This window comes from Bartonella sp. CE47NXGY (genome assembly GCF_042195415.1).
Lineage (GTDB): Bacteria > Pseudomonadota > Alphaproteobacteria > Rhizobiales > Rhizobiaceae > Bartonella.
In genome coordinates this window covers 98,810-115,578 of record NZ_JBHIOI010000003.1, presented here as the reverse complement: position 1 = coordinate 115,578, position 16,769 = coordinate 98,810, and the positions used below count along the sequence as shown (strand labels likewise).

The following is a 16,769-nucleotide window of genomic DNA, read 5'->3' as shown; positions in this document are numbered from 1 at the left end:
TATCAATTTGAAAAATTTATACATGTCCTTCCCCCCTTGTCTTAAGTAATTTATTGAAAGCTTTGTCAAATTCGACGATAATTTAACTGCCCACAAAGAGTTATTTCATCTTTTCTGAAATGACAAAAGCACCTTTCAAACATCATCTTTTATTATAAAGATAAATTGTATAACAACCCCATTCAGTTTTTCTACGAAAAACCAAAAAATGTTCAAAGCTTATGAAATTTAAACTTTTCAGAGTAAGTCCATAGAATGGAAAACCACATTATTCTCATAAAAACGAAGAGACACAATTCTCTGCTACAACGTTGTAAAAACTTCAATAAAAAATAAATAATATATTGACATATAAAGATAATTAATTTTTTTCAACTAAAATGAGGCTCCCGAATATTATAGAATTCTTTTATTTCTAATTTATTCATGATCAAGCAATTATAATTATTTCCTCACCTATCACAAGGGGAAAAGCCACTATAGAAACAAGGAATAAAAATGCCTCATAAAGAATCAACACAATAGCGTTTTGCCTATCTAAATTTCACAAACAGTACACGCACACACCGTTGACTCTTGAAAGGCATCAAAACTTCACTCTACGTAGAAAAAGATGAAACCAATCCATTATCAACTTTATGAGCTATTTTTGTGAGTAGGAGCCATGCGGATTCCTAAATCACGTAATTGTGTAGGAGAAACATCAGACGGAGCGCTCATTAAAAGATCAAGCGCCTGTTGGTTCATAGGGAATAAAGCAACTTCACGCAAATTTTTAACACCTTGTAACAGCATAATAATGCGGTCAATTCCCGCAGCCATGCCACCATGTGGCGGAGCCCCATAATGGAATGCACGATAAAGACCACCGAAACGATCTTTCACAACTTCCTTAGAAAGTCCTACAAGTTCAAAAACTTTAAGCATCATTTCTGGTAAGTGATTACGAATTCCACCTGATGCAATTTCATAACCATTGCAAACAAGATCATATTGAAAAGCTTTAATAGTAAGAGGATCTTGGCAGGCAAGGGCATTTTCTCCCCCTTGAGGCATGGAAAAAGGATTATGTCCAAAATCAATCTTTTTTTCATCTTCATTCCATTCAAAAAATGGAAAATCAACAATCCACGCCATAGAGAAACTATCTCTATCAAGAAGATCTAATTCTTCCCCTACCCTTGTGCGTGCTGCTCCGGCAAAAGATGAAAACTTTTTTGGATCGCCAGCTACAAAAAAACAGGCATCCCCACTTTCAAGACCAAGCTGTATACGGATTGCTTCAGTCCTCTGTTCACCAATATTTTTGGCGATAGGCCCTGCTCCTTCAAATTTTCCTTCTTCTTCACGCCAGAAAATATAGCCGAGCCCTGGTTGCCCCTCGCCTTGTGCCCATACATTCATACGATCACAAAAAGCACGACTTCCACCCGTTTTAGCTGGAATAGCCCACACTTGTGCATTCTCATCATTCGCTAAAATTTGAGCAAAGACTTTGAAACCAGAATTATAAAAATGCTGAGAAACATCTTCCATAATGATCGGATTACGCAGATCAGGCTTATCAGAACCATATTTTCGCATTGCTTCATCATAAGAAATGCGAGGAAAGCTTTGTGTCACAGTCTTTCCATCTGCAAATTCTTCAAAAATAGAACGCATAATAGGTTCCATAGTTGCTAAAACATCTTCTTGCTCAACAAAACTCATTTCAACATCTAATTGATAAAATTCACCAGGAAGACGGTCGGCCCTTGGATCTTCATCTCTAAAACATGGAGCAATCTGAAAATAACGATCAAAACCTGACATCATCAACAACTGTTTATATTGCTGTGGCGCTTGCGGTAACGCATAAAATTTTCCCTGATGAACACGACTTGGAACCAAAAAATCACGTGCGCCTTCCGGCGATGAAGCTGTCAAAAGTGGCGTCGTAAATTCCGTAAAACCATTATTTTGCATAGCTCGTCTCATAGCCGCAATAATTTCAGTCCGACGCATGATATTTTTGTGCATAGTCTCCCGACGCAAATCAAGAAAACGATATTTTAATCGAATATCTTCTGGATAATCAGGCTCACCAAAAACCGGTAAAGGAAGCTCATCAGATTTTGAAAGAATTTCTACCTCTTGTGCAAAAATTTCAATCTCACCTGTTGGAAGCGTTGCATTAATAACCTCATCAGAACGAGCACATACCTCCCCATCCACACGAATAACCCATTCAGAACGCACTTTTTCAATAACTTTAAAAGCTGGTGAAGCAGGGTCAGCAACAATTTGTGTGATTCCAAAATGATCACGTAAATCCACAAAAAGAATCCCTCCATGATCACGAACACGATGAACCCACCCCGAAAGACGAACTTGTGTTCCTACATCACATCTACGGAGAGCCGCACAATGATGACTGCGATAACGATGCATGTTTTTTGCCTTTGATTATAATATTCACATGCGCTACAAACGCTTTTTAATAACCATTTGTCAAGATATGAGAATAAAAACTCAAAAATAAAGTCAACAAAGGACAAATTTAATTTATCGAATTATAATAAAATGATGAATCTTATTACACAAACAACAGATCTTGAAATTGCACTTAACGCTCTACGTACCTCTGATTTTGTAACAGTCGATACTGAGTTTATCCGCGAAACAACTTTTTGGCCTCAACTGTGTTTAATACAGCTCGCCTCACCAGATGTTACAGTTTTGATTGATCCCATAGCACCAGATATTGATTTACAACCATTTTTTGACCTTATGGTCGATAAAAAAGTTGTAAAAGTTTTTCATGCTGCGCGCCAAGATATTGAAACAATTTATCACCTTGGAGGTGTTATTCCTTCCCCTCTCTTTGATACGCAAATAGCAGGATCCATTTGTGGATTTGGTGATTCTATCTCCTATGATCAAATTGTACAACGCTGTACAGGGCATCATCTTGATAAATCCTCCCGCTTTACAGACTGGAGTTACCGCCCTTTGTCTGAAAAACAACTGCTCTATGCACTTTCCGATGTAACTTACTTAAGAGATGTTTACTTGTTATTGAAAAAAAGGTTAGAGAAAAATCAACGAGCTCACTGGATGGATGATGAAATAACAATCCTTTTAAATCCTAAAACCTATGATATGCCAGAAGATGAAGCATGGAAAAAAGTGAAAGGAAAAATTAAAAAGCCACGTGAACTTGCTGTATTACAAAAGATAGCAGCTTGGCGGGAACGTGAAGCACGAAAATACAATATGCCACGTCGTCATATCATAAAAGATGAATGTCTTATAGAAATAGCAACCCAACAACCAAAAGATGAATCTGCATTAAAACGGTTGCGCAGTCTTAATAAGAACTGGGATAAACTCTCAATTGCTCAATCATTAATCAAAGCTGTCCACGAAGGATTAGAGGTGGATCTTTCTACTTTACCCCCCATTCCTAAACATAATCCACTCAATGATACGACAGCCGCTGTTATCGATCTGCTCAAAGTGTTATTAAAAATTGTTGCAAATGAAAACAGCATTGCCCCTAAAATTATTGCAACATCTAATGATTTAGAAAAAATTGCCAATGGAGGAATAAAGAAAAATATTCCCGCTATGAATGGCTGGCGCTATGAAATATTTGGTAAAAAAGCCGAACAACTGCTAAAGGGCCAGATAGGGTTTTACTTTAACGATGGAAAAATAAGCACAAAACAGCTTTAATTTACATTTTCATTTTGAAAAATCCATTACGCTACTCATTATCTACATCAATTGGTATGCCCTATAGGCCAACGCAAACAGGATAAATAAAGCCTACTTCTGACAAAGTTAAAAAATTAAATAGTAAACTCTTATTAAAATGATAGCTAAATCTTTATCAGGTCAATTAAATAGAAATCCCATTAAAAATAATCTAAAAAAACAGACAGTTCCTTATTTAAAAGTTTTGAAAAAAAAAGTTCTGATAATAAAAGCGCATTCATTACAAAAATAGCAGCCTAGAAATAGGAACAAACAAAGATATAATGCCTCACGTCACCATATCGTATTAAAAACTACCAAGATTGCAATCTAACAATCAAAAACGAGCCAGCATAACAACTAAAATACCTAACAAAAGCAATATATTGATTTCTAACGATAATCTAGCGTTATTTATATTGAATTAGACCTCCGAATATCGTAAGATTCTCTCATTCCATCTCAATAAGACTCATAAAGTTTCACATAAGAAATTATATGATAAAGCGCTGTTTTTTATAAATTAAACACCTTTCAAAGGATTCGAAAATCATGGTTAATAAATAGTTGTGATTTATTTCTATTTTTTATAGTGAAAGGATTTTATAATGACTGAAATGATATTCTTTTGACAGACCGTGAAAGTGCAAAACTGTTTCATATGAGTATTTCAACATTCCAGCGTCATGTAACCAATGGATCTCTCCCAAAATCTTTAAAACTTGTTTTTTATCGCGTTGGTTACAATCGTAATCTTATCAAGATAATCGAGCAAGCTAAACAGAAACGTTATAACGACGCAGCATAAAAAGAAAACCTTTTCACGTAAAAATGGACAAAACTTTTCATTTTCACATGAAGCTTATGAAGTGAAAAATCCATCCTGTGATGCAAGTAACAGAATAAAAAATTATGTTTTCTTTTATGAATGCGGCATTACAAATGCTTTGCGTGGTGTCTAGCATGGGCGTTATGGAACAAGTCCTATTGTCCAGCTCATGATGATAGGCTACCTAGTTTATCCCTCGTCAATGGCCCTATTATTAAGACATAAAACACGAATAAATTAGGAAAAAAATCAAAAAATTTCAAAAGCGAGAGGTTGTTTTATTATTTTTGATAACTTCTGTAATCGTCCAAGAGGACGTTCTCCTAATAACCCAGCGTAATTCTTTGGGATCTGCAGGATAATATGATCTGCTTTTTTATGCCACAATAAATGAGGTAAAATTCCTGCAACAGAAGCACTAAAAAGATGAGCAATACGCATAGTTTCGCCAAGAATACGTGCTTTTTCAATTATATTTTGAGTTGCTAATTGAAAAATGGGAAGAGATTCTTTATCAACCAATAAACTCGTATTGCGAAAAAAAACAGCAAGTGCCGCATAAAGGCGCCCTTCATGAGAAATTCCTGGATAAGATCCTAAAGCTATTTGATTTGCTGCTTCATTGCCTCGATAATCTGGATGTATACGCCAACCAATATCCGCAAGAAGACAAGCGGCTTGACGATAACGGCATTCATTTTCGGTTTCTGAAATTCCAAAAACTTCAAAAGCATTCGTCGTAAAATCAATGAGTTCTTCTGCTTGTTTTGGTGAACGTGCCCGTAAAATAGCCATTTCTGTGCATGCTGCAATGAGAGGATCTGAAAGCCGAATCGCCTGCGGCAAACGTGAATAAAGAAAACCTTCACGAACGCCAGCACCAGAAAAGATTATCTTTTCAAACTCCATACACTGAATGAGTTCAATAAGAACTATTGCCCCATAAGATAAAAGTTTTCGACGATTCTGAGAAACCGCTGCAATCCCTCTCATATTATCAATATTGCCACGTGCTACAAGACGTAAAAAGTTCTCCATTTCAACGGCATCAACTTCATAGCCATGCATAACAGGGAGCCGATAGTGTTTCATTGCCATATGGAGTTTTGCCAAATTACGCCATGTCCCCCCTACTGCATAAAAATAACGTGCTATACCTTTACGAGTACGAACAACAGACGATTTATAAAATTGCTCATGTACAATTTTTGTAGCTACAGCACTATCATTATTTGACATATACTGTAGCCTTAAACCACCCAATGGGAGCGTTATCCCTTCACCAACATCAGAATGATCAATATCAATCAGCTCAAGACTTCCACCACCAAGATCCCCAGAAATACCTTTTGGTTGATAAAAAGTAGACACAACTCCATATGCTGAATACATAGCTTCTTCACTTCCTGAAAGAAGATATATTTTATTTTGCAAAATATCTTCAGCATGCTGAATAAATGCTACGCCATTCTGTGCATCTCGTGCTGCTGCTGTTGCTAAAGTATAGACCTCATCTGCCCCAATCTGTCGACAAAGCGTACGAAACCGTTTCAGTGTTTGCAACGCCATTTTCATCGATTTTTCTTCTAAAAATCCTGTTTTCGCCACACCATGACCGAGACCACAAAGAATCTTTTCATTAAATAAAACTGTTGGTGATCGAACAAGCCCCTCATAAATAACCAACCGAACAGAATTTGAGCCAATGTCAATAACAGCAACAGGCTTACGCCCTTTTAACCGACCTTGAGCATCTCTATATGTCATTGGATTTTAGTCTTTATGTATTTCGGCTTGTTGCCGATGCAACGCAACCAAGCGCGAAACAGAAGACTCAAAAGACTCATTTTCCCCCGCAAAACTTGTATTGGCCATAAAATACTCCTGCGCATTAAATAGACTTTCACCTATCTGCGGTGTAATACGTTTTGATGTTCCATCCTTAAGTATATCAAAGCTTTGTTGATTATCAATGATATTAGCTAACATAATCTGTAAAAGAATTTTTTGACGCACTATTTTATTAAAAACCGGAACCAATATTTCAATACGATAGTCCAAATTACGAGGCATCATATCAGCAGAGCCTAAGTAAACGAGTGCATTTTCATTAGGCAAATCTTGACCATTCCCAAAACAAAAAATGCGACTATGTTCAAGAAAACGCCCGACAATTGATTTTACACGAATATTATCCGAAATTCCTAGAATACCAGGACGTAAACAACATATCCCCCGCACAACCAAATCAATTTGCACCCCTGCTTGACTGGCACGATATAAAGCATCAATAATTTCAGGATCAACCAATGCATTAACTTTCATCCAAATAGCAGCAAACCTTCCCTGTTGTGCATGAACAATTTCTCCCTCAATATGCTCTAAGATACGACCACGCAGTGTTAAGGGTGAAAAAGCAATCTTCATTGTTTCATTTGGACGCTCATATTGCGCAATATAATTGAATAATAACGCAACATCATGAGCGATATCATCATCCGTGGAAAAAAAAGAAAGATCGGTATAAGTTTTAGCATTAATGGGATGATAATTTCCTGTTCCAAGATGAACATAAGAGCGAAGACGTTTTCCCTCACGTCTCACAACTAATGACATCTTAGCATGCGTTTTTAATGCAATAAAACCAAAAATAACTTGAACCCCAGCACATTCAAGATCCCTGGCCCAACGAATATTTGCTTCCTCATCAAAACGTGCTTTAAGTTCTACCAAAGCAGTCACAGACTTTCCCTGTTCAGCTGCTTTAATCAAAGCGCCAACAATTGGACTATCATTTGATGTACGATAAAGTGTTTGTTTTATTTCTACAACATCAGGATCGCAAGCAGCTTGACGTAAAAATTGGACAACAACATCAAATGTCTCATAGGGGTGATGAATCACAATATCATTTTCACGAATAGCCGCAAAACAATCCCCTTTATGTTTACGAATACATTCTGGAACACGAGAAATATAAGGAATAAATTTAAGATCATCGCGGGGAATAGAAACAATTTCTGATACCGTATTAAGCGCTAAAAATCCGTCAAGGACATTAATACAATTATCAGGAACAGCGAGACTATTCGCTATAAATTGGCGTAAACTCTCTGGCATTTTTGCGTCAAACTCAACTCGAATAACCTGCCCACGGCGCCGCCTTTTAAGAGCAGTTTCAAAAAAATGAACAAGATCCTCAGCTTCTTCTTCTACTTCAATATCACTATCTCGGATTATTCTAAATATACCAATTTCTTTAACCTCATAGTTAGGAAATACATATTTAATAAAAAGGCAAATAACATCTTCAGATGCAATAAAACGAAAATGATTGCCTTCTTGAGGAAGAAGAATAAAACGCCTTAAAAGCATTGAAATAGATAACAACACTGTGTGTGAATTCTGATCAGTTTCTCCAGACAATTGAAGCCCAATAGAAAGCCCTAAATTAGGAATAAATGGAAAAGGATGAGTAGAATCAACAGGTAAAGGTTTTAAAACAGGAAAAATTGTCTCAAGAAAATATTTTTCAAGCCATGATTTTTCAATTTCTGAAAGATCATCAGAACAAATAATTTCAATATCATTCTTTTTTAATTCATCACGTAAAACATTCAATTCTCGTAGTTGGTGAGCCTGCAGCTTTGAAATCTCAGCTAATACAATATCAAGTTGTTCCTGTGGAGTGTGCCCATCTGCACTGCACGCTGTAACGCGAGCACGAATTTGAGCTGCTAGTCCTGCAACACGAACCATAAAAAACTCATCAAGATTTGCAGCTGAAATAGAAAGAAATTGTAGACGTTCTAATAAAGGATGTTTCGAATTAGCCGCTTCCATCAAAACACGATTATTAAATTGTAGCCATGAAAACTCTCGATTAATAAATCGTACCGGATTTTTCATTGTTATATTCGATATAGAAATTTTATCTACCACCCTCTGTTCCATATATCCTAAATAATTTTCTTTTATATTTTCTAAAATCCTTGACGAAATATCTCACATAACATTTGATAATATGTTATCATCATAATAATATATCAATGCCTAACTTCCCTCATCATTTTTCCATTTAATATTTAAAAGTACTTGGAATTATTGCTATGCGCAAAGCACTAAAAGTAAGACAACTATTCTAATATAGCATAAAAGAAGAGAAATTTGTCTTAAAAAGCATCTTGCATTATTATACGCTTTATTACAAACTCACGCCTATAAAATAGAAGAGCCCAATCATAGCTGATGAGAAAATTTATTCTGGAGTTTGTATGCCATGGCTGATCACAATATTCCTCATTTCCAAAATGACCTTGGATATAAAACAATCGAAATTGGTGTGAAAGAATTTATGTGTGTAGGCGCTACACACCCATTCGATCATCCTCATATCTTTATCGATATGGGAGCAGCAGATGAGAAAATTTGCCCTTACTGCTCAACCCTTTATCGTTATGTTCCCTCGCTATCATACGATCAAACAAACCCAACAGGATGCTTATATCATCCAGAAAAGCTATTATAATTGCGTTTTTTGGCTTTCTTAATAACCCCTCTTTTAATTCTGCTTGTTTAATATGAAATCATTTGTGGAACAATCACCCATCATCGTTGGAGGAGGAATTGCTGGTTTAAGCACTGCTTTAGCACTCGCTCATAAAGGAATTGCAAGCACCATTATCGAAAAGTGTAAGCAACTTGAAACGATAGGCGCTGGTATTCAACTGACACCAAATGCAACATCTATTCTTGCTCGCTGGAAACTTCTTAACAAACTCACTGAAGTCGCGACAATCCCATATTTTCTTGAGTTAAAAGATGGATTATCTTTAAAAATACATCTACGGGCTCATCTTATTAATCTAACAGAAAAATATTGGAAAGCCCCTTATATGACGATTCACCGCGCGGCTTTACAAAAAATTTTATATAATGCAGTGATTGAAAATCCTTTGATCAAATACAAAGCAGGCGAAACGATTGTATCTTCTACCCAATCGGCAACCAACATTAAAATCACGACAATAAAAACAGATACGGCAACAGAACAGCTTTATTCAACGCCCCTCTTGATCGGATGTGATGGCGTTTGGTCAACATTACGGCAACAATCTCCTTTTCATGAAAAAGCAAATTTTAGTGGCTTTATTGCTTGGCGTGCAACAACAACATCTGATAATCTTCCTCAAAACTTTCGTTCTTCATTGCAAAATATGAAGACAATTACGGCTTGGATGGGACCAAAAAATCATCTTGTTGTCTACCCCATTCAATCGTCAGAAAAAATTTTTAATTTTGTCGCCATTACGCATGGAGAAAGTTCAAAAGAAGGATGGGCCCATAAAGGAGATAAAGAAAAACTCAAATCTCTTTTTAAAGATTGGAATTCAAAAATCTTACAAATCTTCGATCATATTGATGAATGGAGTTATTGGCCACTTTTTCAAATGAAACAAAATCGTTTTATCGGTTTAGAGAGACAAGTATTTGTTGGCGATTGCGCACATGCTGCCTTACCTTTTGCAGCACAAGGTGCCGCTATGGCAATCGAAGATGCCGCCACATTAGCAAAAGCACTTTCATTGAAAGATTTTTCATTAACGAAAGCACTTTCGCTTTACGAAACAACACGCACCCCGCGTATTGCAGCAGTAAAAAAACGCGGAGATTTCAATAGATTAGCCTATCACGCAACCGGTCCCATAGCAATTGCACGCAATCTCATGATGAAAATTCGTACACCAGAGAGCATTATGTCAGATCTCAATTGGCTTTACATGTATGATGCGATGAATTCTATAAAAAATAATGATAAAAACTTATAAAATTCTTCCGGCACTTTGAATATTACGAAAGAACGAGATTTTTTTAATTTTATGACACTAAAAAATATCATAATTTACTCTAATAAAAGCAATATTTTTCGAAACCTACAATCCGATTTTAAAAGCTCCATTTTTAGCTCTCCTAAAAGCAAAAACACCACTCAAAATCAGCTCCCATCTTTAATCTTTCTTTAACTCAATTCTACATCAACAACACCCTGAATTAATTTCATAGCATTTGCGACATGTGAATTTACCTTATATCGCTTAGGAAGCGCAATTTCGACTTCTCGCAATCCATCCTCTTGAATTAAAATAAGCCCAACCTCTCCATTCCCCCCAAGATTTAAATTTTGTTCAATTTGTGGAAGCATATCAACTGTTTTTATAAAGAGACGCATCATTTTATGCTGTTGTAATGATTCATTTTCCAAAGACTGAATTGTTTCAATTCGCAAACTAACTCCTTCAGAACGATTTTCTGCGCTCACCGTAATAATAAAAGATTTTCCGGGTTCTAGCATCTCTTCATAATCCGAGAGTGCCTCAGAAAAAAGAACTGCTTCATATTGTCCACTTGTATCAGAAAAATGAATAATTCCCATTTTTTTACCAGATTTTGTTTTGCGCACGTTTTTTGCCACAACAGTTCCAGCAAGCCGTGCAGCCGTTGCTCCCCCTTTAACGGCATTGGCAAAATTACCCCAAGTCTGAATGCGTTTTTTGTTTAGAATAGCTTGATACTCCTCCAAAGGATGCGCAGAAAAGTAAAAACCTATAGCTTGAAATTCTCGATAAAGTTTCTCAGCCGGCAACCAAGGGGTTGTTTGCGATAAAATCAATGGTTCTTTTAATCCGCCTGCCATTCCAAATATATCAACCTGCCCGCTAGAATTGTCATCGAGAATACGAAGTGCACGCGCATGAAGGGTTCCTAGATTGGCTAATAAAACCTCACGTGCAATGTTAAAACAATCAAAAGCACCAGCACAAACTAAACTTTCCATCGCACGCTTATTAACAATACGAGGATCAACACGCGCACAAAAATCTTCCAAATCCTTAAAAATCTTACTCCCACGACAAGAAACAATATGATCTACAACAGTTTCTCCCACACCTTTAATGGCAGCAAGAGAATAATAAATACAATTATCACCAACCTCAAAAACACGATGAGATGTTTGTATAGAAGGTGCAATAACTTCAATACCCAACCTTAATGCTTCACGCCGAAAATCATTGAGCTTATCTGTATTCGTCATATCATATGTCATTGAAGCAGCTAAAAACTCAACGGGATAGTTTGCTTTCATATAAGCCGTTTGGTAAGAAACAATTGCATAAGCAGCAGCGTGCGATTTATTAAAACCATAATCGGCAAATTTCGCTAAAAGATCAAAGATAATATCAGCTTGATCTTTATCCACGCCACCTGCAACAGCTCCATTGACAAAACGCGTACGCTGTTTTTGCATTTCAGCATGAATTTTTTTCCCCATAGCACGACGTAATAAATCGGCTTCCCCAAGCGAATAGCCAGCAAGCACCTGAGCAATCTGCATCACCTGTTCTTGATAAACAATAACACCTTGTGTTTCTTTGATCAGATGATCTATTTTAGGATGAATAGAAGCAATTTCCTCTTCCCCATGTTTGCGTGCATTATAGGTTGGAATATTCTCCATTGGACCTGGACGATAAAGTGCAACCAGCGCAATAATATCTTCAATACGGTCTGGCTTCATTCCAATCAACGCCTTGCGCATACCAGAACTTTCCACCTGAAACACGCCAACCGTTTCACCACGTGCCATCATAGCGTAGGTTGCTTCATCATTCAGAGGAATATTTGATAAATCTATTTTAATCCCCTTTCTGGCAACAAAATCGACTGCCATTTTCAAAACAGTAAGCGTTTTTAATCCAAGAAAATCAAATTTTACCAGCCCCGCTTGTTCAACATATTTCATGTTAAATTGTGTAACAGGCATATCAGAACGAGGATCACGATACATCGGGACAAGCTCCCAAAGTGGACGATCTCCGATAACAATCCCAGCAGCATGAGTTGAAGCATGACGATAAAGTCCCTCCAACTGAAGCGCTATATCTAATGCGCGTCCAACAACGGGATCTTTTTTCTTTTCTTCTTCAAATTTAGGTTCATCCTTAATAGCATCTGCTAATTCTACCTGACTTCCTGGGGTGGCAGGAATTAATTTTGTAAGATAATCCACCTGACGATAAGGAACTTCTAAAACACGCCCCACATCACGCAAAACTGCACGTGCCTGTAACTTACCAAAAGTAATAATTTGAGCAACTTGATCACGTCCATATTTTTTTTGAACATATTGAATAACTTCTTCGCGCCGCTCTTGACAAAAGTCGATATCAAAATCTGGCATCGAAACACGATCTGGATTGAGAAAACGTTCAAAGAGAAGAGAAAATCGCAAGGGATCCACATCAGTAATCGTTAATGCATAAGCAACAAGTGAACCAGCACCAGAACCTCGGCCTGGTCCAACGGGAATGTCATGAACCTTTGCCCATTTTATGAAATCTGAAACGATAAGAAAATATCCAGAAAATTGCATACGCGTAATAACTGAAATTTCATAATCAAGCCGCTGCTCATAATCTGCAATCGTATACCCTTCAGCCAATCCAATTGTTTCAAGGCGCATCTTCAAACCAGCTTTAGCTTGATTTAACAATTCACTATCTTCTGCTTCTAAAGTATTTTCTGAATTAGAAGATTGTTCTATAAAACGAGGCAAGATCGGTTTTCGAAGAGGCGTGGCAATATGACAACGCAATGCAATTTCAACACTATTTTCCAAAGCTTCTGGAAGATCAGAAAACAGTGTAACCATTTCATCTTGTGACTTCAAATAATGATCTGGTGTCACACGTTTGCGATCTGGATTAGAGACAATTTGTCCTTCTGAAACAGCCATCAGCGCATCATGCGCTTCATACCCTTCTCTTTGCAGAAAAAAAGCTTCATTCGTTGCTACAAGAGGAATTTCATGCGCATAAGCCAATTCAATAAGATCAGCTTCTACTCTCCGGTCATAAGAGCCATGCCGTTGTAACTCCACATAAAGACGATCAGCAAAAGATTTTTTCAAATAAATTAAGCGCTCAACAGCATGTTCTTTTTTCTCTTCTGCCAAAGAAAGATTAATAGGTCCTCCCTTTCCACCCGTTAAAGCGATTATGCCTTCACTGTGTTCTGACAACCAATCAGCTTTAATATGAGGAGGATCAGTATCACACTTATCAAGATAAGCACGGCTCACAAGACGAACCAAATGAGCATAACCGGTTTCGCTAGCAGCCAAAAGAACAATAGAGCAAAAATCAGAAGGATTACGCCATTTAGCCAAACGTGAATGATCATTTTCATCACAAAAATCAACAGTAAGCTGACAACCAATAATAGGTTGGACCCCATGAGAAAGACAATGCTGTGAAAATTCCAAAGCACCAAATAAATTATTGGTATCGGTAATAGCAACCGCTGGTGCATGATCTGAAATCGTCTGTTGAATAATTTGGGGGATTTTTAAAGCCCCTTCGAGCAAGGAATAAGCTGAGTGCACTCTCAAATGAATAAAGCGAGGAAGAGAATTTTTGTTCTCTTGCATTTGCATTTTAGTTTTTACCACTCTCACAATTTCCCACTACAAAATAAATGCTAAACAGCACCCCTTATAAAAGAAAAAACTTCTGTTTATCATCAAACTTTAAAGCTATAAATTCATCATCCTACATAGGAGCAATATCCCAATTTTATTAATATTTATAAGAGAGTTCTATCAAGAAAATGCTTCTATTCACAGCAAATAAACACCTAAAATAAAAAGAAAAACAATATACCTCATCTAAGCACTTTAATTTTTGACCATTTATTTAATTTTTGACCATTTAATTGTATTTTTCTTTAAATATTAATTTCTCTTCCTAAAGTTCAATGTGTAAATAAAGCAACCTCCTCTTTATGACTTTATCCCCAAAAAGCTCTTCTAAAGGTCTAGAAAAAACAAAAAGGGCAGGTTAAATTTGCTCATGCTTCCAAGTCTTCTTACCCCACTTTTTAATTCTATCCGAACTCTTTCTGGTATTACACCTAAAGTCTATGGTTTATTGACCAAACTCTTAGATGTTAATCCCACACAACGCGAAGCAACCCTTATTGACCTTCTTCAATTAATGCCCCATTCCGTTATAGACCGCAGAATGCGTCCCAACATTACTTGTGCAAAAGAAGGAGATACTGTTACGCTCGAAATTATCATCGATCAGCATCAACCACCACCCCGTGGTCACAACCGAATTCCCTATCGTGTTATTGCCCATGATCACACAGGAAAAATAAATTTAGTCTTTTTTCATGCTCAACCTCTTTGGCTAAAAAAACAACTCCCCGAAGGAAAAAAAGTCATTATATCAGGAAAAGTTGAATGGTTTAATGGACAGCTTTCAATGGCGCATCCAGACTATATTGCCCCAAGCGAACAATCAAATCAGATACCTCTCATCGAACCTGTCTATCCCTCTACTGCAGGACTAACTGCAAAGACACTAAGACGCGCCATACAAAACACTCTTGATTTTATTCCTCTCCTCCCAGAATGGATAGATGAAAATGTAAAAAAGCAGCAAAATTTTCCTTCTTTTTCTGTTGCTTTACGCCGTATCCATGCGCCCATTAACCCCAATGATCTATCCTTAGAAAGTACAGCACGCAAACGTCTTGCCTATGATGAATTGCTCGCTTGTCAATTGGCACTAGGACTCGTGCGTTTGAAAACTAAATCTCTTGTTGGCACTTCTCGACCATCAACAGGAATTTATACTAAAAAATTGCTTAATATCCTCCCCTTTCAACTCACAACCGGACAAAAAAAAGCAGTAGAAGATATCGCAAATGATCTTGCTTCACCAGAACCGATGCTAAGACTACTTCAAGGTGATGTAGGCGCAGGAAAAACTGTTGTTGCATTGATGGCAATGGCACAAATTGCTGAAAATTCAGGACAATCAGCTTTAATGGCACCAACTGAAGTGCTTGCTAGGCAACATTTTGCCACCATCGCTCCTCTTGCCGAAAAGGTCGGATTACAAACAACGCTTTTAACAGGACGAGAAAAAGGGAAATTGCGGACAAATATCGTGAATGATATTCTGTCGGGTCAAGTTTCTATTGTCATCGGAACCCATGCTCTCATACAAAACAGTGTTACTTATAATAATCTCGCTTTAACCATTATTGATGAACAACACCGTTTTGGTGTCCATCAACGTATCGCTCTTACAGAAAAAGGCAATAAAGCTGATCTGCTGGTTATGACCGCCACGCCCATTCCGCGCACACTTGTCTTAACAGCTTTTGGTGATATGGATGTCTCTAAAATTACCGAAAAACCAATGGGACGACAACCCATTACAACAGCAACGCTTTCTTTGAAACGTCTTCATGAACTTATAGAGAGAATCGCAATTGCATTAGAAAAAGGAGAAAAGCTCTATTGGATTTGTCCTTTAGTAGAGGAATCGACAGCTCTTGATCTCACTTCAATTGAAAAGCGCTTTGCATTTCTCCATGAGCGCTTTGGAGCACACGTTGGTATGATCCATGGAAAAATGTCTACAGCAGAAAAAGAAGCCGCTATGGCATCTTTTAAATGTGGAAATACACGTATTTTAGTTGCAACCACAGTCATTGAAGTGGGAGTAGATATTCCAGATGCTTCGATCATTATCATCGAACACGCGGAACATTTTGGCCTTTCACAATTGCACCAATTACGTGGACGTGTAGGACGAGGCGATAAAAAGTCTTCCTGCATTTTGCTCTATAAAGATCCACTGACTAAAACAGCAGCAACACGCCTTAATATTATCCGCAATACAGAAGATGGTTTTGAAATTGCTGAAGAAGATTGGCGCCTACGAGGCGAAGGAGAGCTTTTAGGTACAAAACAATCTGGAGTCCCTGAATTTCATATAGCAAACCTTGCAGTTCATAGCGATCTTTTGTCAATGGCAAGAAAAGATGCTCGTTTATTTTTACAACGCGATCCTCATCTTTCTTCTGAGCAAGGACAAGCTTTACGGTTGCTCCTTTATCTTTTCGGACACAACGATGCTGCACGCCTCTTACGAGCAGGATAACAAAAACCCTCTAATAAAAAACTTAAATACCTCTCTGTTCAAATATGATTGTCTCTTAGAATTACCCATAAATGATCTACGCAGTCTCTTACCATCTTTATGCTTCATGAACGAATAACAAATCAACTGCATTAAAACAGTAGAAGCAATATTGCGTCTTTTTTTACCATTATATTCACATAACT

General features: G+C 37.2%; 8 protein-coding genes and 1 pseudogene. 5 read left to right on the top strand and 4 right to left on the bottom strand.

Annotated features, from left to right (window positions below; translation table 11 throughout):
- Positions 1–636: 636 nt before the first annotated feature.
- The gene (aspS, locus tag ACFIL3_RS02445; protein WP_375611540.1) at positions 637–2,430 is read right to left on the bottom strand and encodes an aspartate--tRNA ligase; all 1,794 of its coding nucleotides are present in this window, start codon (positions 2,428–2,430) and stop codon (positions 637–639) included.
- A gap of 132 nt (positions 2,431–2,562) precedes the next feature.
- Between aspS and rnd the strand changes: the two genes are divergently transcribed.
- Together rnd and ACFIL3_RS02435 are read left to right on the top strand one after the other, a co-directional pair.
- Positions 2,563–3,717 carry a ribonuclease D gene (gene rnd / locus ACFIL3_RS02440; protein ID WP_375611539.1) on the top strand — a complete coding sequence of 385 codons (1,155 nt, stop codon included), beginning with the start codon at positions 2,563–2,565 and terminating at the stop codon, positions 3,715–3,717.
- Between the two features lie 643 nt (positions 3,718–4,360).
- Positions 4,361–4,546, top strand: a pseudogene (locus ACFIL3_RS02435) (helix-turn-helix transcriptional regulator).
- A 270-nt stretch (positions 4,547–4,816) separates the two neighbouring features.
- Here ACFIL3_RS02435 and ppx read toward each other — a convergent pair.
- Both ppx and ACFIL3_RS02425 read right to left on the bottom strand, forming a co-directional pair.
- Positions 4,817–6,334 (bottom strand): exopolyphosphatase, encoded by a 1,518-nt coding sequence (ppx, locus tag ACFIL3_RS02430; protein ID WP_375638213.1) that lies wholly within the window; start codon positions 6,332–6,334, stop codon positions 4,817–4,819.
- 6 nt (positions 6,335–6,340) lie between these two features.
- A complete protein-coding gene (locus tag ACFIL3_RS02425; protein WP_375638214.1) occupies positions 6,341–8,521 on the bottom strand; it encodes an RNA degradosome polyphosphate kinase in 2,181 nt (726 codons plus the stop codon).
- Positions 8,522–8,846: 325 nt separating this feature from the next.
- Between ACFIL3_RS02425 and ACFIL3_RS02420 the strand changes: the two genes are divergently transcribed.
- Both ACFIL3_RS02420 and ACFIL3_RS02415 read left to right on the top strand, forming a co-directional pair.
- Positions 8,847–9,095, top strand: a complete 249-nt coding sequence (locus ACFIL3_RS02420; RefSeq protein WP_375611536.1) for a zinc-finger domain-containing protein — start codon at positions 8,847–8,849, stop codon at positions 9,093–9,095.
- A 52-nt stretch (positions 9,096–9,147) separates the two neighbouring features.
- Complete coding sequence (locus ACFIL3_RS02415; RefSeq protein ID WP_375636833.1) at positions 9,148–10,395, top strand: FAD-binding protein; 1,248 nt, start codon at positions 9,148–9,150, stop codon at positions 10,393–10,395.
- Between the two features lie 191 nt (positions 10,396–10,586).
- Here ACFIL3_RS02415 and dnaE read toward each other — a convergent pair whose 3' ends face one another.
- Positions 10,587–14,054: a DNA polymerase III subunit alpha gene (gene dnaE / locus ACFIL3_RS02410; protein ID WP_375681813.1), complete on the bottom strand. Its 3,468-nt coding sequence runs from the start codon at positions 14,052–14,054 to the stop codon at positions 10,587–10,589.
- A gap of 421 nt (positions 14,055–14,475) precedes the next feature.
- Here dnaE and recG point away from each other — a divergent pair, with 421 nt between their 5' ends.
- Complete coding sequence (gene recG / locus ACFIL3_RS02405; protein WP_375681810.1) at positions 14,476–16,584, top strand: ATP-dependent DNA helicase RecG; 2,109 nt, start codon at positions 14,476–14,478, stop codon at positions 16,582–16,584.
- The last annotated feature ends 185 nt before the right edge of the window (positions 16,585–16,769 follow it).

Excerpts from the sequence above, each read along its gene's own strand:
- aspS (WP_375611540.1), bottom strand. The coding sequence starts at position 2,430 with ATGCATCGTTATCGCAGTCATCATTGTGCGGCTCTCCGTAGATGTGAT.
- rnd (WP_375611539.1), top strand. The coding sequence starts at position 2,563 with ATGATGAATCTTATTACACAAACAACAGATCTTGAAATTGCACTTAAC.
- ppx (WP_375638213.1), bottom strand. The coding sequence starts at position 6,334 with ATGACATATAGAGATGCTCAAGGTCGGTTAAAAGGGCGTAAGCCTGTT.
- ACFIL3_RS02425 (WP_375638214.1), bottom strand. The coding sequence starts at position 8,521 with ATGGAACAGAGGGTGGTAGATAAAATTTCTATATCGAATATAACAATG.
- ACFIL3_RS02420 (WP_375611536.1), top strand. The coding sequence starts at position 8,847 with ATGGCTGATCACAATATTCCTCATTTCCAAAATGACCTTGGATATAAA.
- ACFIL3_RS02415 (WP_375636833.1), top strand. The coding sequence starts at position 9,148 with ATGAAATCATTTGTGGAACAATCACCCATCATCGTTGGAGGAGGAATT.
- dnaE (WP_375681813.1), bottom strand. The coding sequence starts at position 14,054 with ATGCAAGAGAACAAAAATTCTCTTCCTCGCTTTATTCATTTGAGAGTG.
- recG (WP_375681810.1), top strand. The coding sequence starts at position 14,476 with ATGCTTCCAAGTCTTCTTACCCCACTTTTTAATTCTATCCGAACTCTT.